This window comes from Metamycoplasma buccale (genome assembly GCF_046774455.1).
GTDB lineage: Bacteria > Bacillota_I > Bacilli_A > Mycoplasmatales > Metamycoplasmataceae > Metamycoplasma > Metamycoplasma buccale.
The window spans coordinates 256,249-280,467 of the sequence record NZ_CP177249.1 but is presented as its reverse complement, the minus strand read 5'-3'; the positions used below and the strand labels follow the sequence as shown (position 1 = coordinate 280,467).

The following is a 24,219-nucleotide window of genomic DNA, read 5'->3' as shown; positions in this document are numbered from 1 at the left end:
CTTATTCAGATTCTGATGTACTAAAATAAATTTGATTCAATGATAAATTATTTTCTTTTAATGAAAAAATATTTATATTATTTTTTAAAGCCGCATTAAAAATTTTAGTTTTTTCCTCAATTGTATTTATTTTAACAAGTAAACTGTCTTGTAAAAGTTTTGTTTTAAATTGAAAATTTTTACATAATTCTTCTAATTTTTCATTATCTGATGAAACAATTTTGTAGTCATAAAATTTGTTTTTAAGTTTGTCTTTAACTTTTCCAGTATCTTTAACGTGACCACCTTCAAAAACAGTTACTGAGTCAATATATTTTTCTAATTCTGAAAGAATATGAGAAGACATTAAAATTGTTTTTCCTTGCTTATGTAATTCACTTACCGCTTCATAAAATTCAATTCTTGCTGATGGATCTAAATTAGCAGCAGGTTCATCCATTATTAAAATATCGGGATCATTTAAAAGGGCTTGCATTAATAAAACTTTTTTCTTTTGGCCGCTTGATAATTTCTCAGCAGATTTTTTAAATTGTTCATCACTAAAACCATACTTTTTCATTAAATAAGAAACTCTATCCTTTGCTTCTTGCGTTGAAAGTTTAGATAGTTTAGCAAAGTAATACAAATATTCATAAATTGTTAGATTTTTAGGGAAAACGCTAATTTCGGGAATATAACCTAACTTTTCTTTAGCTTTTGGATCTTTTGAATTTATACCATTAATAAAAATCTTTCCATATCCATCTTCATAATAATTAAGAATTAATCTAATTGTTGTTGTTTTTCCTGTTCCATTATTACCAATAAAGCCATGAAATTCACCTTTTTTTACTTCAAAGCTAATATCATCTAACACACGATTGGGAGTACCAGTAATATTTTTAAAAATCTTAGTAACATGTTGAATGGAAATTGCAACATTTTCAGAAATATTGGATTCTACTTTTTTTTCTGCTTCTATCGCTTTTAAATGATATTCTTTAGCTAATTCAAAGTTTTCCTTAGCTTGTTTCAAAAATTTAATACTAAAATATTTTCTAAAAGATTTACTAGTCATAAATTTTTTATTTATTTCTTTATCATTAGTATCAAATTGCTTATTTTTTTTCATATTAATTAACCTTCTTTTTGTAAACAATTGATCCAGCAATAATTAAAACTCATGATGCTAATAATGGTGTAATAAATCCAACATATCATGGAAAAGGTTTCTTAGTTCCAAATTCAACTAAATTATTATTCATTTTTACAACACTTAATGCTGATAATGATTTAATATTTTTAAAATATTTTTCAAGTTCATTAAAATCAAAATTTTCAAGAACTCCTTTTGTCGGAGCCTTTTCTCTAATTACTTTAGATAATAGATAAATAAGTGCTGTTTGCTTTACTAAATTATATTTAAAAATTAGTGTGGTTAATGCAGGGTTAGTAATGGTTTTTTCAAATTCGTTTTGATTCATATTTTTAAATTGATCTTCTGAATATAAACTATCTTTTGGAAAATTTATATGTTTTAAAGTGAAATTCTTAATAATATCAAAAAGATATTTATCTTCATTCAAGTCTTTTATTAATTGCAAAAGACCAAGTGTATTTCATGAAATTACTTTTTTATTTAAGGTAAAATCCGATAATTTGCTAAGCTCATCAATTTTATTAATTATGTCTTCTTGTACTTCGTTAAAAGCTTTGATTGTCGCTTTTTTAGCTGCCAAAAGATTTGTTGATTTAATCGTTTCAATGAAATCAGAAGTTAAGGGACTATTTAAATCTTTAACTCTAGCCATATTAAGAAGCATTGTATGATTATAAGAAAGACCAAAATAATCATTTGAAACTTGACCATTAATCTTGGTATTTTTAATTTTAAAAACTCATTTTTTTTCATTAATATCTTTTATAAAATTATTTTCACCATAATTAATTTTTTTAGTATATAAAAACTCTTGTGTTCTATTGCTTTTTCTGCCAATTAAAAAATAATTACTTGCAAAATAAGTTGCGGGATCAAGTCAAAAAATTTTGTTATATAAATTTTTGTTATTATCTTCAACCATTTTTGAAAAAGTATCATCAGTCAATTTATCTTCAACCCAAAAACTATGACCATTATCAAAAGGATAAGCAAGATATTCGGGAATTTGTTTATTTTCTTTTTTAGTAAGATTATCTTTTCCGACACTAATAACTTTTTTTAATGCGACTGTTGAAAGAACGTTTCCTTTTGTTCTAGAAGGTGTAGCAACAAAATAAACTAAAATTACAAAAATAACAGGCACTCATCCAGTAGCAAATTGATAAGTTTTAGCTTGCATAAAATTATGTAAAAATGCTCCAAGTCCTAATGAAACAAAAGCAATTAAAATGGTCCCTAAATAAAAAGTGATAGTTGTTAAAAATTTTTCTTTTAAAGGCAAACTGGGAATAAAAAAAGTACTAACAAAATACCCAACACTACTAATAGCTAATTGACTAATTATTACAACCATTCCAGCAAAAACAGTGGCAAAATAAATTTGTAATTTTGTTATGGGTTTAGATTGCATAACATAATACATTCCCTCATCGCGATATTTATAAAAAAGTCCTTGCAAAACAAGTGCTGCACTCATAAACCCATTAATAGTACCAAAAGTAACCATAAACGAACGAAACATTGCTGTTGCTTCTGGTGTATAAATAAGTTGTGAATCTCCACCTATTATTTTTAATGAAACATATAATGCAAGAGCAATTCCGATATTAAATATCATCGAAACAATTCCAGTAATATAAAATGCAATTTGGCGATAAAAAATTTTCAATTGCATTTTAAAAAATGTTGTCATACACCTCATCCTTTCTTAAATAATTTCTTGATATAAATTATACCTATTATTAAAAGTAAAATAAAGAATGGGTATTATGCTTGTAAATAAAAATAATTTTCAAAGCAATTATTAAAAAAATTATTTAAAAATGTTCCTCATTTTTCAACCTAATTTAAATCATAATAATTTAGAAAAAAGTCTGTATATCTTAAAATGAGTTTTATTAAAAATGTTTTTAATAATCGCTCTACCAAATGTTTTTAATAGTAATTTAAAATATTTAAAAGCATTTAGTTTGCCAAAATCAAATGCTTTTCATATATTAATTTTTTCAAACGATAAAACAAATATTTTACAAATGGTATTTTGAACTTTAATATCCTTAAAAGTTAATAAAAATTTGTTAATTATTTTATTTAATTTAATTCAATCTCTGTCAATTAAATCAACTTGTTTTATTTTTAGCATTTTCAATAAAATTTGTGAAAACTCTTCTTTTTTATTTTCATATCTCTTAGCTGCAAAGTCAATAATAGATTTTATTAAATTTGTAATTAATATTTTATGTTCACCAACAAATGAACAAATAAATTTGTTAAAAGTTTCAAAAGTTTCCATTAGTGGAATTTTTTCTATTATTTTATTTACAAAAATTTCAATATTCTGAAGAACGTTTTTATCAAATGACATTTCATATCAAAAAGTATTAATTGTTTCATTAAGAATTTTTACAGGTTTGTGATTTTTAATATCATTAAGTAGAATTTCGAAAATTTTAATTATCGATGTTTTCAATTTCAGTTGATTATTTACCAACATTTCTTTAAATAATGAGAAACTTTCTTGTTCGTTTAAAAGCATTATTTTGTTTAAGAAAATATCTAGTTTATATTTAGTGCTAGCAAATTTAATTTTTTCAATATTATCGATTATATTTAAGGTATTTGTACTATTTAAAATTAAAGAAAAAGCATATAAAAATTTTTCTTGGTTTTTTATTATTTGATTAAAGTGAGAATAAATTTTTGAATCTTTTGGCAAATATTTAACAATATGAATAGCATTTTCCAAAATTAAACTAACCAAAGATGAATATTTGGTTCTTTCTACTATTTTTGTATCATCATAATTATCAAAATCTATTATTTTGTTTAACTCTCTTTTAAATAAAGCGAAATATGGATTTTGAACATTTCTATTTTGTTCCATTCAACATCTAAAAATGTAAATCAATCTATTTGAATTTTTTGGCAGTAAAAACACTCTTTTATAAAATTTTTTATTTCTTTTGCTTATTTTTAAATTATGAGAAATATTGAACTTAAAAATTTTTCTATCACAGTTTTTCTTTATAATAAATGGCATTTTTTTATTATTAATTATGGTAATGAAAATATTTCTTGCCATTTCTTGATAGCCAAGTTCTGTTGGATGAACATCTAGGGTATTTTCATAAAATTGTTTGGCATATTTTTTTCAATTTCTATTTTCAAAAGTTTTTGTTCACAAAACATTTTGAGATTTTGAAATTCGTAACAACATATCATCAAACATACATACAAAATTGTCAAAAAAATGTTCAAATATTCGTGAATTTCTTTTTGTAAGAATTTCTTGATAAGACATTAAAAATGGGAAGAAAGGCATAGCATAACTTATTAAAACTATAGTTGCATCTTTATTATTTCTTCTAATATTTTTAATTAGTTCAACATAATCATTTTCAATAGTCTTAGTTAACTTAAATACTTCATCATTTAATTTTTGTAAAATTTTTTGTTTTATAAAATAATTATTTTCTAGCAAAAGACTTCTTATTAAAGAAAATGGTGCAGAACTTTGATATTCATTTCCACCAATAGAAATGGTAATCAAATTAGCTTCAGATATTGCATTTACAAATTTGTTAGAAATGTATTCATGAATAAAATTTTTATTGTCATTTACATTTCAAAATTCTTCTTCATTAGTGCATGAATTTGCAATATTAACCAATTTCTTATTTAATTTTATTAATTCAACAAAATCATTAGTTACATTGCTTAAAAAAAGATCATTTAAATCCTTAATTCTTAGTACAGATAATCCAATGTTTTTATATTCAAAATTTCTTCAAAATTCTTGAAGCTTTAAATTGTTTTTATTTTTTTTATTTTTAACATAATCAAGGATAAATTCAACTAAATAATCTGGGTAACTATAACCTTTATTAAATATTTCATTAGCATTTTTGTAACCATAACTTCTAGAGCCAATTTTTGAATTAAACCCTTGCCCAATTGAATCACCTATTGCTAAATATTTAAACGTATTACTCATATCAAAATTATTATACTCAAAAGTTAATTTGTTTAAACTTATAGGTTATTTTTTATATTAGAAATTGTTTCGTGAGTTATATTTCTTTTTCAATCAAATTTTCATTGAAAAATTTCAAATATTCCTCATCTGACAAAATCAAATAAGAAAAATACAAAATAAGCAAGTGGTAAATTAAATGTTTGAGGAAAAAATGGTTTAAAGTATAAAGTTATTACTATTAATCAAACAAATGCTAATCCTTGTGATAATAAGGTTGCAATTGCACCAATATAATTTCTACCACCAGCTCTAATTAAAGCAGCAGTGGTATAAAAAATACATCATATTGGATTAAATGCAATAAATGTTCAACAAGATTTAAGAAAATTATCTTTAAACACTTGCTTTGCTTCTTGCACACGCGCTTCAATAAAATCTTTAGGAATATTTGAAACATTAACTATTGATGATAAATTTTGAAATTCATTTTTTATATTTGATAAATTATTGGGATCTTGAAAATAATTTTTGACACTTTTTTCTATTCCTGCAGTTGTATTGTCAACTGCAATTATTCCATAAACTACGCCTGTCATAATTATTGAAAGTAAAATTCCACTTAATGCATGAAATCCTTTCAAAGCTCGCGAATGTTTTTCTGCTTCTTCAAAATTACCATTACCTAATTCACTTGCCACAAAATAAGAAACATTGCTAGAACAAGCACTAGTTACAGCACTAGCAACACTTGCCAAACTTTCAACAAGCCCTAAAATAGTAACTCCACTAATTGCCATCCATTTTTTTCCTATTGAAGCTTCTGGATAAGCATGAGCTCATAAAATCATTCTAATTGGAATAGTAATCATTGCCACAATAGTTAAAAGCATTGCGGGAATTCTTTTTAAAATTTGTTTAGCAATACTTTTGCTAATTTTAAATAATTTTAATGGACTAACGAATATTTTTCTATCTTTAAAAAACGTAAATAAAGAATCACTAATTAAACAAACAATTGCACTAACTATCGATCCAATTGCAGCAAAATATGCAGGTTTTTTAAAAACATATAAACATATTGCATTAATAGTTGCATTAGTAAATAATGTTAGTGTAGCTCCAACAAATGCATAATTAGAATGCCCAGTTTCATTTAACAACATATTTGTGTTAAAGTTATAAGTCGTAATAAGTCAAGAAATAGTAATTAAAATCAAATATGTATTAGCTTGATATAAAGCAGTTGTTGAAATATTTTTACCAGAAACAAGATATACCATTGTTGAAGGATTTATCCAAATTGGTAAAGCAAAAGATAAAACAATCATTAAATACATTCAAATTCTAATATTCATTATTTGATTTACTTTTTCATATTCTTTTTTCCCATAATATTGCCCAACAAACATTGCAACTATTCCTTGAATAGCAAAAAATATAGAATAAATTATTCCTGTTCAAGTATTAGCATAAGTTAATGAATCAATACCATATTCAATATGACTAACCATAAAATTATCTAAAAAACCATTTACACAAAACAAAATTTCGCCAATAACTATTGGTAAAGTTTTAAGTGAATAATTTTTTCAATCTTTTTTATTGTTAGGAAAAAAACGCGTAAACCAATTTGACTTGATTGTTTTCATTTTTACCTCCTAATATTTCTTTTATAAATTTCAAATTTTTTCTTTTATTTCCTTTATTGTTAGTTTTTCATTTAATTTTAAGTTTCTAATTTGTTTCAAAAGTTCTCTTTTGTAGCCAAGTTCTTTAAGCATAATAGGAAGAGCATTCTCATTAGTAGAAATGTAAAGCATTTTTACTACATCATCATTAGAATATTTATTAAGTTCACGTAAAAGAATTTTTTTATTTAAATTTATAAAATATTTTTTCTTTTTATCGTTAACTCTTAAATTTTTTAAACTATTAGTATAAAGTCAATAACCTGCAAATGAAGCAATTGCACCATTTCTTTCAACAATGTTTTTTAATAATGTATCAGTCCCTAATTTTGTTAGAGTTTTTTTAGTTTCAGAAAAATATGGAATATTAAAAGTTTTACCAGTTAATTTAGATAAGGAAACATTTTGTTTGTCAATTAAAGGCAAAACTTTATTGGTAGGAAATAATTTTTTTAAGCATTTATTTTCTAATACAGGATTATGTCCTATAAAAATAACATCATTAATATTTAGCTTACTATTAATTTTATTAATATCTAAAATTATTTTTTTTCTTATGATATTTCAAATAGAACTAAGTGAATTATGTTTAGTAAAATCCATAATAAAGGTTTTAACTTCAAATTTATTTTTAATATTTAAAAGACCAAGTGTATAGGCATATGGTGTTCCACTAGGTAAATTTAATAATCTTGCAAAAGGATTGGTTATTGCTTCAAAATCTATATAAACCTTATTTTGTTCCATGATAACATAAATTATATTAGATTTTGGCTTTGTAAAAGAGATTATTTAAAATGCCAATATTTTTTAATTAACTTTGTCCTATAATTTAAATTGAGTCATATTTAATAAAATACAAGACTCAAAATATGAAAGAGAGAGAAATGGAATCTTTGAAAAATAAATTCAAAAATGTTATTGTTAAAACTCCAGCTAGTTCAATGGTCGATGGTATTACTTCTGCTCCCGAACTTGGAAAACCAATTTACAAATTAGCTTTAGAACAACATGCAAAATATATCGAAGCTTTAAAAAGTTGTGGTGTAAACGTTACTACATGTCCTAAAAATGAAAAATTCCCAGATTCATGTTTCGTTGAAGATACAGCAGTTATTGTAACTGGTGAAATTGCTATTTTAACTAACCCAGGTGCCAAAACTAGAAATGGTGAAAAAGTTGAAATGCTACCTTATTTACAAAAATTCTTTGATGAAAAACATTTATTTAAAATTGAAGCACCAGGAACATTAGATGGTGGTGATGTTATGATGGTAGGAGATACATATTTTGTTGGAATGTCAGAAAGAACAAACCGTGAAGGAATTAGACAATTCTTTAACATTTTAGCTAAAGTAAATAAAAAATGTATTCCTGTACCAATGACAGAAATGCTTCATTTAAAAACTGGAGTAAATTATCTAGAACATAATAATCTATTAATTTCAGGTGAATTTTTAAATTATCCTATTTTTAAAGAATTTAATCAAATTGTTGTTGACAAATCTGAAGCTTATGCAGCAAATTGTATTTGAGTTAACGAAACAGTTATTGTGCCTTATGGATACCCTAATGTATTAAAGAAAATTCAAGATTTGGGCATTTATAGAGTAATTACTTGTGATACTTCAGAATACAAAAAATTAGATGGTGGTTTAAGCTGTTTATCATTAAGATTCTAGTTTAATTAAATAAAAAAAAGTGCATGCTCACTATATTTGAGAAAAGCACTTTTTTTATTCTTTTATTAAAAGAGATGTTCCGGTCATTTCCTTAGGTTTAGAAATTTCTAAATATTCTAAAATAGTCGGGGCAACATCAGCTAATTTACCATTTTTTAAATTAATAGTTTTATCTGTGCATATAAACATTACTGGATTATTTGTATGTTTAGTTGCAGGTTTGCCATTTTCATCTTCAGTAACTTCTGCATTACCATGGTCTGCAGTTATAAATCATGTTACTTCATCTTTATTATCTATAACATAATTTAAAATTCTTTCAAATTGTTCATCAAGAAACTCTATTGCTTTAATAGTGGCTTGTAAATTTCCAGTATGTCCTACCATATCAGGGTTAGCATAATTCATTATTACAAAGTCAACATTCTTAACATTTTCCAATAATACATCAGTTATTTCTTTAGCAGACATTTGCGGAAAATCAGCAAAGGAATTTGCTTTTATACTATCAACTAATATTCTAATTTCATTAGGATATATAGTATCGATTCCCCCATCCATAAAAAATGTTACATGGGCATATTTTTGAGTTTCGGCAATTCTTAATTGTTTTAAATTATTTTGCGATAATACTTCTCCTAATGGTTTACTTACTTTCATTTCTGGAAAAGCTACTTCTGAATTAATTCCTTCATATTTCATTAAAGAAACAAAATGATTTAATTTAATTTTTTTGGTTAAGTTAAAGTCATATAAATTCGATCCTATAAACATATGACTTAATTGTCTAGCTCTATCTGGACGGAAGTTAAAAAATATAATAGAATCATTGTCCTTAACAAAATCCCCATTTTCTAATTGGGCAGGAATAAAAAATTCATCATATATTTTTTTTGAATACTGTGATTCAATATAGTCATCAATATTATTAATGATATTTTTTGAAGTCCCTAATAGAGTTTCATAAGTTTTTTCATTTCTTTCAAAAATTTTATCTCGATCCATTGCATAAAATCTTCCAGAAATTGATGAAATTTTGTAATTGTATTTATTAATTAATGATTTTAAAAAATCTAAAGAATCATAAATAGATTGTGGTTTAACATCACGACCATCACCAAAAATATGAACACTAACTTTTTTTAATCCTTTGCTATAAGCTAATTCTAATAATTTAAATAAATGAAGATCATAACTATGAACACCACCATTACTTAATAAACCCATTAAATGTAAAGTAGTATTTTGTTTTTTTACATCATCCATTACTTTTAAAAGTACTTCATTTTTAATAAATGAACCATCTTCAATAGATTTATTTATTAAAGAAAGCCCAGTATACACAATTCTTCCAGCGCCAATGTTTAAATGTCCTACTTCGCTATTTCCAATTTGTCCTTTAGGCAATCCTACATATTTACCAGACGCTTCTAAGATACTATTAGGACACATATTAAATAAATAATCAAAAATAGGATGAAATGCTTGTTCATAAGCATTTCCTTGTTTTTCTTTTCTTAATCCTAAGCCATCAATAATTGTTAAAATTATTTTTTTATTAATCATGATAAATCCTTAATATTTTTATTCACTTTAATTATATATTTTTAATAAGATTAAAGAAATTAAAAAACTATAGGGGCTAACCTACAGTTTTTATAAATTATTTAATTTTTTTATTGCTTCATTTGCTCTGCAACTTCAGTAGCAAAATCCACAGTCTTTTTTTCAATTCCTTCTCCAACTTCAAATCTTTTAGCTTCTAATAATTCCAAATTAGTATCTTCTAAAAATTTTGCAACTGTTTTGCCTTCATCCATTACAAATGGTTGGAACATTAAAACTCCAAGATCATTAAACTCTTTTCTTAACATTCCGCTTTTAATTGAAGCTTGAATTTTTTCAGGTTTATTTGCTAATTTTGGATCATTTTCTACTTTGCTTAAAATTTTGTCATGTAAATCTTTTGGTAGTGAACATTCAAATAGATAAGAAGGATTTAAAGCGGCGATATGCATAGCAACATGTCTAATTTGTTCAACATTATTACCTTTTGCTTTTATAATAACGGCAATTCTACTATCAGCATGAGTATATGCAGCAACTACTTCATTAGAATTTGCAACGTATTTTTCAGCTCTGCGTAGAGTTATTTTTTCACCAATTGAAGCGGTTAAATCATTGCATAATTCTTCAATTGTTTTGTTATTGATTTTTATCTTATTTAATTCATCATCGTTTTTGAAATTAGCTAAAATTAAAGCATTTTGAATTTTATCTGCTAAATCAAGGAATAATTTATTTTTAGCAACAAAGTCAGTTTCACAATTAAGTTCAAAAATAATTGCTAAGTTATCTTTTACAAATGCTTTTGCGATACCTTCAGCAGCAATTCTTGAAGCCTTTTTAGCTGCTTTTATTATTCCTTTTTCTTGTAAATATTTAATTGCTGCTTCAATATCGTTATTAGTTTGTTCTAATGCATTTCTACAATCTAATAAACCTGAGTTAGTTCTTTCTCTTAATTCTTTTAATTTATTTAAATCTATTGCCATTTTATTCTCCTTAATAATCAATAAAATTAATTTTTATTTTCAACTTCTTCAGTTTTATTTTCTTTAGGTGCTTTCCCGTATGGTTTTTTCTCTACTGATGAATTTCTATTATTTTGAAATTTAGATTTTTGACTTTCGCTATATTCTTTTTTAGGTTCTTCGGGTAAATTAACTTCTGAATCAGGTCTATAAGCAAACTCACGTTCTTGTCCTCTTGCTACACAAATAGCATCTGCAAGAATAGTCATAATCAAAGTAATTGATTTTGCTGAGTCGTCGTTTGCTGGGATAATAAAATCAACTAAATCTGGATTTGAGTTAGTATCTTGAATTGAGAAAATTTTTATTCCTTTCCTACGTGCCTCTTTTAGTGCAATTTCATCATCGATTGGAGATGCACAAATCATAACTTGTGGAGTTTGTGCTTTACCAGCTAGTTTTCTAATTCCACCTAAGTTTTTTTGTAACTTAGCTATTTTTTTATCAAATAGTAGTCCTTCTTTTTTAGTATAACCTTCATAACCATTTTTTTGAAGTTCTTCTAATCTTTCTAATTCTTTAACACTTCTAAAAATTGTTTGTGAATTTGTTAATGTTCCGCCCAATCAACGTTCTGAAACATAAACAGAATTAGTTCTTGCTGCGGCAGCTTCAATAGCTTTTTTAGCTTGTTTTTTAGTTCCAACTCAAATAAAAGATATTGGTTTTTGCGCCATCTTATTCAATAATTTATAAGCATATTCCAAAGTTTTTTGAGTTTTGGCAATATCAATAATATGAATTCCCATTCTCTTTCCTCAAATATATTGTTTCATTTTTGGATTTCATTGGCTAGCTCTATGACCAAAGTATGTTCCTGCTTCTAATAATTTATCTCTTGAAATAATTTCTTTATCTGCAGTAGTAGCGTTTTTATCTTTAGCTTCTACTTCAGGTTTTTTAGTTTCCATTTCTGACATTTTTTTCCTTTAAATATTGTGTAATTTTATTTGTTATACTTCCTATTACTTCTAACATTTGCATCATTTTATTGACACTAGCAAGTGAATTCATAATAGTGCTTGATTAATTAATTTTTGTTAATAATCGCATGGTACTTTAAAAGTACTTTTTAATTTTACCATATTTATTTTTTTAATTTCTAAGTATGAAACATATTAATGAAAATAAAAAAACTTGCCCACTATAGGGCAAGAATTTTAATATATAGATTTTGAATGATTTAAATTATCATTTAACATCTTTACGTGATAGAGGCATTGACATGCAACGAGCATTTCCCATACCTAGTGATAATTGGTTTCCTTTAAATGGTAATACTTTAATTCCAGCTTTTTCTAATGCTGCATTGGTTTTTTCATTACGAGCATATCCAATAACAACACCTGGTTTGATTGCTAAATAGTTAGTTCCATCAAAGTGTGTTTCTCTTTCTATTTCAATTTGAGATGCACAATTTCCAGCAATTGGAATTAAAACTGGTTCTTTCTTAATAATAGATTTTAGAAGTTCATTTAGAGGTAATCCATTATCTACAGGTTGAGGAGCAGCTCCTCCATTTACCAAATCATAATCTCAGAATTTAAACACGTCATTAGCAATAGGTGAATATAAGAATTTATCTTTATCTAACATTGTTAATCATGTATCTAAGTGCATTAAGTTAGTTCATTTTGGAACATTAATTGCAACAATACGTTTGAATTCACAATCTTTGTTAGCTTTAATATTTTTAGCTAATAAAGTAATGGTTTTTAAGTCAGTTCTTTCTGAAACACCAACTACTAATGTATCGTTATTGTAAATAAACACATCACCACCTTCGATTGATAATCCTTCAGCAGGGTCATAGTATCAAGGGGTTTTAACTAGTTTAGGGTGATTTGAGAAAATGAATCGGCTAAATAATGTTTCACGTTGTCTTACTTTGTAACGCATGTAGTGAATTGTTACACCATTTCCTACTGATGCAAATGGGTCACGAGTAAAGTACAAGTTAGGCATTGGATCAACAATTAATTCACGATCTGCTTCAATTTTTAAATCGTATTTTGTAATACCTGCAAGCATGTATTCAATTTTTTCTCTTGTTGATTTAATACCATTTAAGAAGTTTCTTACTGCTTTTTTGTGTTCTTCAGAAAGAACTGGAGCTGAATCTTCTAAGAATTCTTCAATTAATTTTTCTTTAGCTTCTTTAGTTGCTAAATCATATGTTTCAACAATTAAATCTACAAGTTCAACAACATTAACGTTGTTTTTCTTTAGTTCAGCTACGAATTCTTTATGTTCTTTTCTTGCATCATGGCTTTCTAGAATTGCTGAGAATAATAATTCATCTAAACGAGCAGGTGTAATGTAATCAATTTCTCGGCCTGGTTCATGTACTAGAACGGTTTCTAATTCACCAATTTCTGAGTAAACATGAATTCCTTTAAATTTATCGTCAAATACAGACATTTGTGTTTCCTTTCATATGTAAGATGTCTTTAATATAAAATGTATAAATCTTCACCAAACTTTTTTACACAAAATTAATTTTATGTGGTAGAATTTTATGGTCTGAAAAATTTCAAGACATTCAACCCACAAAATATGATTTCATTAAGGTCTATTTATACATTTTAATTATACTCTTTTTATAGTAATTGTTATTACCTAACAATTTAATATCTAAAAATAATAATAACTTTTTTGGATTGATTACAAAAACAAAAATCATATTTCTCTCTCTTTTTTATTTTGTTTATGTATTATATTATTTAAGGAGCGATAATGGAACATTATACAATGGCTGAAGTTGCCAAGGAAATCTTGAGCAAAGAAGAAAAAATGGAATTTGAAATTGTATTTAATAAAACTAAAGAAATTTTATTCTCTAATTGAAGATTAGAAGCTTCTAATGATATTTCAGATGAAAAATTAATAGACATTAAACGTGGAGAACTATATAAGTTATTTACAATTGATGGCAGATTCTTTAGAAATGAAGATGGGTCTTGAACAATTAACAGACCAGAAGATAATAATTAGACTTTCCCAAGAAGTCTAATTTTTTTTAATTTGTTGTTAAAATTAATGTAATAAATTAAAGGAGAGAGAATGCCATTAGTAAATGCTAAGAAAATGGTAAATAATGCTTACCAAAACAAATATGCTATTGCTCATATTAATACTAATACTTTTGAATGAACAAAAGTTATTTTGGAGACCGCACAAAAGTTGAATGCACCCATTATTATTGGGACTTCTTATGGAGTAGTTAAATATTTTGGCGGTTTTAATATAATATATGCCCTAGTTAGTAGTTTAATAAAAGATTTAAACATTACTATTGATGTTGCATTGCATATGGATCACGGAAATTTCAGTCAATGTGTCGAAGCATTAAAAGCCGGATATACATCAGTTATGTATGATGGAAGTCATGATGGTTTTAAAGAAAATTTGGAAAATACTAAAAATTTAGTTGAAATTGCTAAGGAATATAATGCTAGTGTAGAAGCAGAAGTTGGCTCGATTGGCGGTGAAGAAGATGGGGTAATTGCAATGGGAGAAATTGCAAACCCAATAGAAGCAAAAAAATTAGCTCAATTAGGAATAGATTTTCTTGCAGCCGGTATTGGAAATATTCATGGACAATATCCTCAAAATTGAAAAGGTTTAGATTTTAAAAGTTTAGAAATTTTAAATAAGGAAGTAAAAATTCCATTTGTTTTACATGGCGGAAGTGGCATTCCTAAAGATCAAATTCAAAAAGCAATTTCTAATGGTGTTGCAAAAATTAATGTTAATACTGAAGTAAAATTAGCCAATGCAAAAGCATTAATTGATTATGTTGAAAGTGGAGAAATTAAAAAGGGTAAAAATTGAGAACCTAGAAAATTATATAAACCTTGCTATGATGCTATGGCAAAAGTTATAGAAGAAAAAATAAAAGAATTTCATTCAGAAAATAAAAATTAAACTATGCTTAAAAATAAAAAAATTAGAAATTTACTTTTTTCTTTATCTTTAGTTCCAATAGCAATTAGTTTTACTACCATAAGTCTAAAATGTAATCTAGATAATCAATATGAAAATCCACAATTTAATAATGATATAGTTCCTAAAAACTTTTCTGGTTTAAATGGCTTACCATATCCAATTTCAAATAAATTAGAAGCAAATAAAGCAACAAAAATTAATGTTGCATTTTGGAACGACGGCGATACATTTCGAGATACAAATGGAAATATATATCGTTTTGCTGGTATTGATACTCCTGAATATCATAAAAAAGGATCTAAAGAATTTACAACAGGATTGCAATTTAAATATGCAAAACTAGCTAAACAATATACCGAAACTTATACGAATATTTATCAAAATGATTCAATTAAAGGGAAACCAACAGAGGTTTATGTTGTTCCACAAAAAACCAAAGGTGGTAAAACTAATATTAGTGACAAATATGGAAGAATTGTAGCGATAATTTATTATAAAAATAACTTAGGACAATATTACAATCTATGTTCGCAAATATTATATTTCGGCAAAGCAAAAAAGGCATATATTTCTCTTGATACAAAAAGTATATATTACACCACTAATACAAAGTACTATAATGAACTTCAAGAAAGTGAAAGAGTAGCAAGAAAAAACAAAATTGGAATTTGAGAAAATGAAAATGATATTTATGAGATATATCCAAAAAGATAGCCATTTTCATTTTATTTTTAAATAATATTTTTAATATATAATAATACATGCGTTGGGTAAGTACTCAAGTGGTCGAAGAGGCGGTCCTGCTAAGACTGTAGGGGTGTTAAAACACCCGCGGAAGTTCAAATCTTCTCTTACCCGCCATTTTTTTATTATTTTTCTTATTAATTTGAAATTATAAAAAAGTAGCAAAAGCTACTTATTTTAAATTTAATATTACATTTTATTTGGAATATCAAGATCCATTAGTTTCATTGCATTTGCCAAGACAATTTTTGTGGCTTTTACTAAAGCAACATAACTTTTTTCTTCTTTAGATCCAATAACCTTAGTATTTGAATAAAACGAATTGAATGCTCCTGCAAGTTTTAAAAGATATGGAGGAAGTAAATTAACCTTATAAGATTTTGCCATTACTTCAATTAATTCTGGATATTCTTTTAAAACATTAATTAATTTTTGAGCAAAATCATCATTTAAATTAGTTGCTTTAGGATTTTTAAATGATGATTTTTCTAGTAATTGAACACAACGAGCATGAGCATATTTAATAATAAATAGTGGATTTGATTCATCAGATTGAGTAACTTTTTGAATATCAAAATCAATTTTTGAATTATACGATCTTTCAATTAAGAAAAATCTTATAGCATCTTTACCAACAAGGTCAAGTAATTCTCTTAATGTTAAAGAAGTTCCAAGTCTTTTTGACATTTTTACCTCTTTACCATTTTTTACAACTCTTAATAATTGAAATAAAACAATTTCTATTTGATCACGTCTTCAACCCAAATCTTCAAAAGCAAATTTTACTCTCTCTACATATCCAGAGTGGTCAGCTCCTCAAATATCAATAATTTTTCCATTTTTCTTATCATTAAGTTCTACAAATTTTTGTTCATGATAAGCAATATCAGCACATAAATAAGTTGAGTCACCATTTTTTTTAATTATTACTCTATCCTTATCATCCTTGCCACCTTTAGTTGTTTCTAATCATGTTGCTCCATCTTTTTGATATGTTGATTTTAATCTTCTAATAACTGGTCAAACACGGTCTTTTTCATATTGTTCGGTTTCTGAAGTATATAAATCAAATCAGGTACCAAAACGCTTTAAATCTTTATTAATATTTTCAAGAGCAATTTGTCTACCAAATTCACGGAAGAATTTTCTAATATCATCTGTGTATTCAACATTCTTATACTTGTCATCATACTTTTTATAAAAAGCAGAAGCAAAATCAATAATGTCGCCGCCTTTATATGAATCTTCAGGCATAGGGAAATTTTTATCGAAAATTTGTTGATATCTACTAAAGATAGATGCAGCTAAATTATTCATTTGATTCCCATAATCATTAACTAAATATTCTCTTACAACATAATATCCAGCTTTTTCCATAACATTGCATAGTGTTGCTCCAATTGCAGCGTTTCTAGCATGACCAATATGTAAATAACCAGTAGGATTAGCTGAAACAAATTCAATATTTACTTTACCTTTTTTTGTTTCTGAATTACCATATTTATCACCTAAAGAAATAATATTATTTACTGTAGTTGATAAAACAGAATTGGAAATTCAAAAATTGATAAATCCGGGTTCTGCAACTTTAATTTCACTAATTTCAGAATATTTTTTTAAGTCTATATTTTTAACAATCTCTGAAGCAATATCCATTGCTTTTTTTCCTAATTCTTTTTGCAAAGTTAATGGTAAATTTGTTGAATAATCGCCATAATTTTTTGATTCGGTTAAAACAACCGGTTTTGTTATATGCATTTTAGTAAGTGCTTCAGTTAAAGAAGCGATAATTATTTCTTTTGTAGAATTCATAGCATAACAATTATAAACTTTAAAGCATATATTTATATATAATTTGGGAATATGAAAAGATATTATTTATGCGGTCCAACTGTTTATAATTACCCACACATTGGAAATTTGCGACCTACAATTACATTTGATTTAATGATAAGAGCTAAAAGATATTTAGGTGAAGAAATTTTTTATTTACACAATATTACAGATATTGATGACAAAATTATAAAAAAGGCTTTAGAAGAAAATAAAACTGAAAGAGAAATTACTACATATTATGAACAATATTATTTAAATTTATTTAAATTATTTAATTTGGAAATGCCAAATAAAGTTATAAGAGTTACTGACTCTTTAAATGACATTTATGAATATATTAAAAAATTAATTGATATAAAAGCGGCTTATCAAATTGGAAATAATGTTTTTTTTAATGTTGACAAATATAAGGAAAAATACGGTGAAATTAGTAATCAAAAATTATCAAATTTAAACTATGAAGAAGACAAATTTCAAAAATTAAATCCTTATGATTTTGCTTTATGAAAAGAAACAGATAAAGGAATAAAATTTTTGAGTCCTTTTGGATTGGGTCGGCCAGGGTGACATACAGAATGTAGTTGTTTTATTAATAAGTATTTTAAAGGAGAACAATTAGATATTCATGGTGGTGGTATTGATTTAATTTTTCCACATCATGAAAATGAAAATATTCAACATTTTGCATTGAACAATGAAAATATTACAAAAAAATGAATGCATTTTGGAACGCTAAATTATAAAAATCAAAAAATGTCTAAATCAATCGGAAATTTAATTTTTCCACATGAATTTTTAAATAATTATGATGCTGATACTTATAAACTTTTAATGTTAACAACCAACTATTCAAAACCAATTAATTTAACTGATGAATTATTAATTTCTAATCAAAATCAAATAAATAAATTTAAAATTTTAAAAAATAAAATTGAGCTTGAAAATCTTAATGAAATTATTGATTTTAAAAAAGTTAAAGATATTATTGACATGTTTGCTAATTTAGAATTTTCAGAAGGTTACAAAGAATTAATTAAATTGCATAAAAATAAAAATGACTATAGTACTTTTTTTGAAATTTTAAATATTTTAGGATTTTCTCTTGTAAAAAATAAAATAGCTGAAGAAGATAAAAAATTATATTTTTTGTGAAAAAAATTAGTTGAAAATAAAGAATATAGTAAGGCTGATGAAATAAGAGAAACGTTGATTAAAAAAGGAATTTTATAATGAAAAAATATATTTATGGAAAGAACTCTGTTTTAGATGCCTTAAAAAATAATTTTCCTATTAATAAGCTTTATTTACAAAAAGGATTAAATATAAAAATAAACTTTAATAATATTGTTTTTTTACCATTAAACGAATTAAATAAAATGATTCACGGAAATCATCAAGGTTATATTGCCGAAATTGAAGATTATAAATATTATGATTTTGGAACAATCATAAAAGATAAACCAGAGATTGTTTTAATTTTAGATCATATTCAAGATCCTCAAAATTTTGGAGCAATAATTAGAAGTGCAAATGTTTTTAATGTTAAACATATTATTATTCCTAAAAATAGAGCTTGTGAAGTGACACCCACTGTTTTAAAAACTTCTTCAGGGGGATTTAATAATATAAAAATTATAAAAGTAGGTAGTTTATTTGAATCTATAAATGAATTAAAAAAACATGACTTTTGAATTTATGCAACAGTATTGAATAATAATGCAATTAGTTTAGATAAAATTTCGTTTAATAAACCTACATGTATTATTATGGGTAATGAAGAAAGTGGTGTTTCAAATACACTAATCAAACATGCCGATCAGGCTATTTATATTAAGCAAAGTGGAATAGTTCAATCATTAAATGTTTCAGCCGCAACTGCAATAGTTTTATATGAAGCAACAAAAACAAATTAATCTAAATTAAAAAATATCTTATCAAAATTAAAAAAATAAAAACCAAAGAAACATCTTTGGTTATTTTTTATATATATTTTTATTTTAGGGTAACTTTTGTTCCGGTTTTTTCATCAATAATTGCTTCTAGATCTTTTAAATCACCAATAAATGCAGCTTTTCCACCTTCTTCAACGAATTTAAGAGCTGCTTGAACTTTTGGAAGCATGCTTCCTGGAGCAAATTGTCCTTCTTTAATATATTGTTCCAATTCTGCTTTGGTTGTATGTTTCAATGCTTTTTGATTTGGTTTATTGTAATTGATCATTACATTGTCAACAGCTGTTAATACTACAAAGTAGTCAGCACCAGCTAATGAAGCCATTTTTGCTAATGCAAAGTCTTTATCAATAACACCATCTACACCATAAATGTGACCTGATTTTGGACAAGTAACAGTTGGGATACCACCACCACCACCTACAATAACGGTAGCACCAGCATTAATTGCTTTTGTAATTTGGTTAATTCCAACAAAATTTAAAGGTTTAGGTGAAGCAACAACTTTTCTAAATCCACGTCCAGCATCTTCTTTAATAGTGCTTCCTGGATTCATTGTTTGTGCTTCTTCTAAAGTTTGATAGAAAGGTCCGATAGGTTTAGTTGGGTTTTTAAATGCAGGGTCTTGTTCATCAACAATGGTTTGAGTAAGAATATACATTACTTCATGGTTTTTTAAACCTTCGTCATGAAATGCATTGGTAATAGCATTTACCATGTGAAATCCAATATATCCTTGACTCATACCACCAGCTTCAGGTAAAGGTACTAATGGACTTTTTGGATTTTTTTCATGCGCACTTACAAAGCCATTAAAAATCATTCCAACTTGTGGTCCATTTCCATGACCAACAATAACTTGGTGACCAGCTTTAACAAGTTCTGCAATTTTTTTAGCAGGAACTTTAACTAATTCTTTTTGTTCTTCAGGTGTGTTTCCTAAAGCGTTTCCACCTAATGCAATAACAATTTTCATAATTAGTATCCTAATGTAGCTAGAATAACAGCTTTAATTGAGTGCATACGGTTTCCAGCTTGTTCGATTGATTTGTTGTATTTTGATTGGAATACTTCGTCAGTAACTTCCATAGCACCAGTTGCAACAACAGGGTATTTTTTACCAAATTTTTCTTTAATTTCTGCTGAGAATGCAGTATGGTCATCATGAAATGCTGGTAAACAGTGTAAGAAAATAACATCTTCTTTAGCTGCTTTAAGCATATTCATATCTACTTGGAATGCGCCTAATTCTTTAATACGTGGTTCAAATAATGAAAAATCTTCTCCTAATGATACTCAAACGTCTGTGTAAATAACGTCAGCATCTTTAGCAGCTTTAATTTTGTCATCTGAAAATGTTACAGATCCACCATTACGTTTGAATAGTTCTTGAACAGCTTTAAATACTGCTTTATGATCAGGACCATTTTTAACAATTTCGTGTTGTTCTTTAGGTCCACATAATACTACATGCATTCCAACAAATGCTGCACCAATCATGATTGAACGAGCAACGTTGTTTTTAATATCACCTGCGAAAACAATTTTCTTGCCTTTTAAATCACCTTTAAATTCTTTAATGGTCATGTAATCAGCTAACATTTGGGTTGGGTGTTCAGCATCGGTTAAACCATTTCATACAGCAACACCTGAGTATTTAACTAAAGCATCAACATCTGCTTGTTTAAATCCTCTAAATTCAATACCATCGTAAAATTGTCCTAATACCATAGCAGTATCTTCGATTGATTCTTTTTTACCAAAGTTTGATCCTGCTGGCCCTATGTATGTACAACTTGCGCCTAAGTCTGCAGCTGCTACTTCAAAAGCACAACGAGTTCTTGTTGAGTCTTTTTGGAACATAATAGCAATATTTTTTCCAACAAGTGGACGATTATTTGTGTGAAGTCCTTGCATTTTTGCTTTTTTAAGTTCTATTGATAAATCTAATAAATAATTGATTTGGTCGGTAGTGAAATTTAGCGCACTGTCCAAACTTCTACCTTTTAAGTTCATTGGCATTTAAGTTCTCCTTTTAATTAATACCGATATATTTATATATGAGTTTCAAACTCGTTTTAATTATATATTAAAATGATTTTTTAATTAAATAAAAACAACTTTTGGAGACCAAAAATTGCTTTATTTTATTTGATTGATTTGTAGTTATTTTCTTGGTAAGGAAATGTTTTCATTAAGTTTTTTTAGTTCAGCTAAAATTAGTTCTTCATTAGTTGGGGCAGGAGCAACTTCTTCTTCAATTGGTTGTTTTTTAGCTTTATTGTATTCAATAATATTTTTAATAGTAAATACTATTAATAATGCGAAAAATATAACCAATGATACAATAATAAATTGAATTAAAGCAGCTAGGAATTTTCCATAATATATTCCTCCTGCTTGCATTTTTTCAACTCCATCATATTTAAATAATTTAGCAATTGCAGCCATGATAACATCATTAGCTAGTGAAGAAACTACTGCACCAAATGCAGCTCCTAATAAAAGTCCAATAGCAAGCATAAACATGTTGCCGCGCATTACTGCTTTTTTAGCATCTTTGTAACTATTTTTTACATAATGACTTTTTTGTTCTAATTCTTTTTTTGTCATATTGTTTATTATATTAAAAATATAAATTCAAAAATTAAAATATATTGCTTTTATTAAATAAAAAAGTTTTTATTTTTTCATAATTTGGGTTTTTACTATACAATAATTAATAAAGTTTGCTACTTTTTATAATATTAAATTTCATAAAATAATTGAAGGAAAGGATATCTAATGAAACCTACAAAGATTTTTGGGTTAGGCGGAATGCAAGAAATAGGAAAAAGTACACTTATTATTGAATATGAACAAATTTTTATTATAGATACTGGAATAAAATTTTGTGACACTTTTGTAACAGGTGTTAATGGTTCTATTCCTGACTTTACTTATTTACAAGAAAATCAAGATAGGATAGCAGGTCTTTTTATTACCCATGGGCATGAAGACCACATTGGTGGTGTTCCTTATCTTGTTCAACAAGTTGATGTTAAAAGAATATATGCTCCTAAAATAGCTATTCAATATTTACAACTAAAATTTGAGGACATGAAAATTAAAAGATCAATTGAATTCATCGAAATTAACAAAGATGTTTTATTTGAATTTGATCATGATTGTAAAGTTGATGTTTGAACTGCGCAACATTCAATTCCCGATGCATTTGGAATAAGAGTTATGACTCCTAATGGAAATTTAATGATGACAGGAGACTTTAGATTCGATTACCACCCAATTGGTAATTTAACAGATTTTAACAAACTAAAACAAATAGGTGATGAAGGATTAGATGTTTTATTTTCTGATTCTACTAATGCTATGCGTCCAAATCATTCACCTTCTGAAAGCGATATTTTAAAAGATATTGGTAAATATATGACAGAAGCAAAAGGCAAAATAATTTTAACAGCCTTTGCTTCTAACTTAACAAGAATTAAAGCTATTATTGAATTAGCTGTAACCATGAAGAAAAAAGTTATTGCTTTTGGTCGTTCAATGGTTGATGGAGTTGATATCGGAAGAAGACTTGGATATATTGATGCTCCTGATGAAATTTTTATTGATAAAAAAAGTTTAAATAAATTTAATGATAATGAATTATTAATTTTAACAACTGGTTCACAAGGCGAAGAATTAGCAGGGTTGGCAAAAATGTCATTTGGCAAACACCCACACGTTAATATTAAACCTGGAGACACTGTAATATTTTCATCTAGCCCTATTCCAGGTAATAGATCTAAAATTGAACTTTTAGTTAATAGACTTTATAAATTAGGTGCAATTATTCGCGAAAATGGTGTAGATGGATATTTACATACATCAGGCCATGCATATAAAGACGAGCATATTAAAATTTTTAACTTAACGAGACCTAAATATTTTATGCCATACCATGGCGAATTTAGAATGAGCGTTGTTCATGGTTATACTGCTTCTGAATGCGGTGTAAAACCCGAAAATGTTATTGTAGCTAATTTAGGTGATGTTTATTATTTAGAAAATCATAAAATAACCCTTTCTAAAGAAAAAGTTTATTTTGGCCCCGTATTTATTGATGGCAATATTCTTTCAAAAACTAATGCTACTATTATGAAGGAAAGAATGGAGCTAGGACAAAATGGTTTTTTACATGTTGTAATAGCAATAAATAAAGAAAAGAATTTAATATTAGGTAAACCTAGAATTGTTTCTCGTGGAGCATTTTTTGTGAAAAATTCACTTCATTTAATTGAAGAAGCTAAAAGAATTGTTCATGGAGCAATTTTATACACAATAAAAAATACTGATGATTGAACAATTCCTCAACTAAAGCAATTAATTATTGATCGTTTGATGCCATTTTTCTATAAACATAAAAGAAGAAATGTCGTTATTATTCCCACTATATTATTTACAGATCATATAAAGGCAAACATTAACGATAATCCAGAATTATATGAATTTAGTGAACTTTGAGTAAATAATAGAAAAGTAAATAATAAAAATGACAAAGAATTAAAAAAGTCAAAATTAAATCAAAATAATAAAAAAGTAGAAAAAATAAATATTACTGAAAAATCTAATAAAAGCAAAGAAAAAACAACACAAGAAAAAGTAAGTGAGTAATACTA

General features: G+C 26.2%; 20 protein-coding genes and 1 tRNA gene. 8 read left to right on the top strand and 13 right to left on the bottom strand.

The window, feature by feature from the left end:
- Position 1: 1 nt before the first annotated feature.
- From ACLFP3_RS01145 to ACLFP3_RS01125, 5 genes are all read right to left on the bottom strand, one after another.
- Positions 2 to 1,111 carry an ABC transporter ATP-binding protein gene (locus ACLFP3_RS01145; protein ID WP_412031769.1) on the bottom strand — a complete coding sequence of 370 codons (1,110 nt, stop codon included), beginning with the start codon at positions 1,109 to 1,111 and terminating at the stop codon, positions 2 to 4.
- 1 nt (position 1,112) lies between these two features.
- Positions 1,113 to 2,831, bottom strand: a complete 1,719-nt coding sequence (locus ACLFP3_RS01140) for a hypothetical protein (RefSeq protein ID WP_412031768.1) — start codon at positions 2,829 to 2,831, stop codon at positions 1,113 to 1,115.
- Positions 2,832 to 2,951: 120 nt separating this feature from the next.
- Positions 2,952 to 5,132: a hypothetical protein gene (locus ACLFP3_RS01135; protein WP_412031767.1), complete on the bottom strand. Its 2,181-nt coding sequence runs from the start codon at positions 5,130 to 5,132 to the stop codon at positions 2,952 to 2,954.
- A gap of 38 nt (positions 5,133 to 5,170) precedes the next feature.
- On the bottom strand, positions 5,171 to 6,763 hold the full coding sequence (locus ACLFP3_RS01130) for an MATE family efflux transporter (protein ID WP_412031766.1): 1,593 nt from the start codon (positions 6,761 to 6,763) through the stop codon (positions 5,171 to 5,173).
- A gap of 21 nt (positions 6,764 to 6,784) precedes the next feature.
- The gene (locus ACLFP3_RS01125; RefSeq protein WP_412031765.1) at positions 6,785 to 7,549 is read right to left on the bottom strand and encodes a DUF2779 domain-containing protein; all 765 of its coding nucleotides are present in this window, start codon (positions 7,547 to 7,549) and stop codon (positions 6,785 to 6,787) included.
- 140 nt (positions 7,550 to 7,689) lie between these two features.
- Between ACLFP3_RS01125 and ACLFP3_RS01120 the strand changes: the two genes are divergently transcribed.
- Positions 7,690 to 8,484 carry a dimethylarginine dimethylaminohydrolase family protein gene (locus ACLFP3_RS01120; protein WP_412031764.1) on the top strand — a complete coding sequence of 265 codons (795 nt, stop codon included), beginning with the start codon at positions 7,690 to 7,692 and terminating at the stop codon, positions 8,482 to 8,484.
- A gap of 54 nt (positions 8,485 to 8,538) precedes the next feature.
- Here ACLFP3_RS01120 and gpmI read toward each other — a convergent pair whose 3' ends face one another.
- The 4 genes from gpmI to arcA all read right to left on the bottom strand — a co-directional run bounded on the left by gpmI (position 8,539) and on the right by arcA (position 13,499).
- Entirely contained in the window at positions 8,539 to 10,050 is a 1,512-nt protein-coding gene (gene gpmI, locus ACLFP3_RS01115) for a 2,3-bisphosphoglycerate-independent phosphoglycerate mutase (protein ID WP_412031763.1), read from the bottom strand.
- A gap of 110 nt (positions 10,051 to 10,160) precedes the next feature.
- A complete protein-coding gene (gene tsf / locus ACLFP3_RS01110) occupies positions 10,161 to 11,039 on the bottom strand; it encodes a translation elongation factor Ts (RefSeq protein WP_412031762.1) in 879 nt (292 codons plus the stop codon).
- A 26-nt stretch (positions 11,040 to 11,065) separates the two neighbouring features.
- Positions 11,066 to 11,989 (bottom strand): 30S ribosomal protein S2, encoded by a 924-nt coding sequence (gene rpsB, locus ACLFP3_RS01105; protein WP_412031866.1) that lies wholly within the window; start codon positions 11,987 to 11,989, stop codon positions 11,066 to 11,068.
- A gap of 277 nt (positions 11,990 to 12,266) precedes the next feature.
- Complete coding sequence (arcA, locus tag ACLFP3_RS01100; RefSeq protein ID WP_412031761.1) at positions 12,267 to 13,499, bottom strand: arginine deiminase; 1,233 nt, start codon at positions 13,497 to 13,499, stop codon at positions 12,267 to 12,269.
- A gap of 315 nt (positions 13,500 to 13,814) precedes the next feature.
- Here arcA and rpoE point away from each other — a divergent pair, with 315 nt between their 5' ends.
- The 4 genes from rpoE (at position 13,815) to ACLFP3_RS01080 (ending at position 15,887) form a co-directional block, all read left to right on the top strand.
- Positions 13,815 to 14,072, top strand: coding sequence for a DNA-directed RNA polymerase subunit delta (gene rpoE / locus ACLFP3_RS01095; RefSeq protein WP_412031760.1), 258 nt, complete (start codon positions 13,815 to 13,817; stop codon positions 14,070 to 14,072).
- A 69-nt stretch (positions 14,073 to 14,141) separates the two neighbouring features.
- Positions 14,142 to 15,005: a ketose-bisphosphate aldolase gene (locus ACLFP3_RS01090; RefSeq protein ID WP_412031759.1), complete on the top strand. Its 864-nt coding sequence runs from the start codon at positions 14,142 to 14,144 to the stop codon at positions 15,003 to 15,005.
- Between the two features lie 3 nt (positions 15,006 to 15,008).
- On the top strand, positions 15,009 to 15,740 hold the full coding sequence (locus ACLFP3_RS01085) for a thermonuclease family protein (protein WP_412031758.1): 732 nt from the start codon (positions 15,009 to 15,011) through the stop codon (positions 15,738 to 15,740).
- Positions 15,741 to 15,794: 54 nt separating this feature from the next.
- Positions 15,795 to 15,887, top strand: a tRNA-Ser gene (locus ACLFP3_RS01080).
- Between the two features lie 72 nt (positions 15,888 to 15,959).
- Here ACLFP3_RS01080 and argS read toward each other — a convergent pair.
- On the bottom strand, positions 15,960 to 17,582 hold the full coding sequence (gene argS, locus ACLFP3_RS01075) for an arginine--tRNA ligase (RefSeq protein ID WP_412031757.1): 1,623 nt from the start codon (positions 17,580 to 17,582) through the stop codon (positions 15,960 to 15,962).
- Between the two features lie 51 nt (positions 17,583 to 17,633).
- On the opposite strand from argS, the gene ACLFP3_RS01070 reads away from it, so the two are divergent.
- Positions 17,634 to 18,836, top strand: coding sequence for a class I tRNA ligase family protein (locus tag ACLFP3_RS01070; protein WP_412031756.1), 1,203 nt, complete (start codon positions 17,634 to 17,636; stop codon positions 18,834 to 18,836).
- Positions 18,836 to 19,519, top strand: a complete 684-nt coding sequence (rlmB, locus tag ACLFP3_RS01065; RefSeq protein WP_412031755.1) for a 23S rRNA (guanosine(2251)-2'-O)-methyltransferase RlmB — start codon at positions 18,836 to 18,838, stop codon at positions 19,517 to 19,519. Before ACLFP3_RS01070 ends, rlmB begins: the two co-directional genes overlap by 1 nt.
- 79 nt (positions 19,520 to 19,598) lie before the next feature.
- On the opposite strand, the gene arcC is transcribed toward rlmB, so the two are convergent.
- From arcC to mscL, 3 genes are all read right to left on the bottom strand, one after another.
- A complete protein-coding gene (gene arcC / locus ACLFP3_RS01060) occupies positions 19,599 to 20,537 on the bottom strand; it encodes a carbamate kinase (RefSeq protein ID WP_412031865.1) in 939 nt (312 codons plus the stop codon).
- Positions 20,537 to 21,580, bottom strand: a complete 1,044-nt coding sequence (argF, locus tag ACLFP3_RS01055; RefSeq protein WP_412031754.1) for an ornithine carbamoyltransferase — start codon at positions 21,578 to 21,580, stop codon at positions 20,537 to 20,539. Before argF ends, arcC begins: the two co-directional genes overlap by 1 nt.
- 144 nt (positions 21,581 to 21,724) lie before the next feature.
- On the bottom strand, positions 21,725 to 22,171 hold the full coding sequence (gene mscL / locus ACLFP3_RS01050) for a large conductance mechanosensitive channel protein MscL (protein ID WP_412031753.1): 447 nt from the start codon (positions 22,169 to 22,171) through the stop codon (positions 21,725 to 21,727).
- Positions 22,172 to 22,342: 171 nt separating this feature from the next.
- On the opposite strand from mscL, the gene ACLFP3_RS01045 reads away from it, so the two are divergent.
- Positions 22,343 to 24,214, top strand: a complete 1,872-nt coding sequence (locus ACLFP3_RS01045) for a ribonuclease J (protein WP_412031752.1) — start codon at positions 22,343 to 22,345, stop codon at positions 24,212 to 24,214.
- Positions 24,215 to 24,219: the final 5 nt, after the last annotated feature.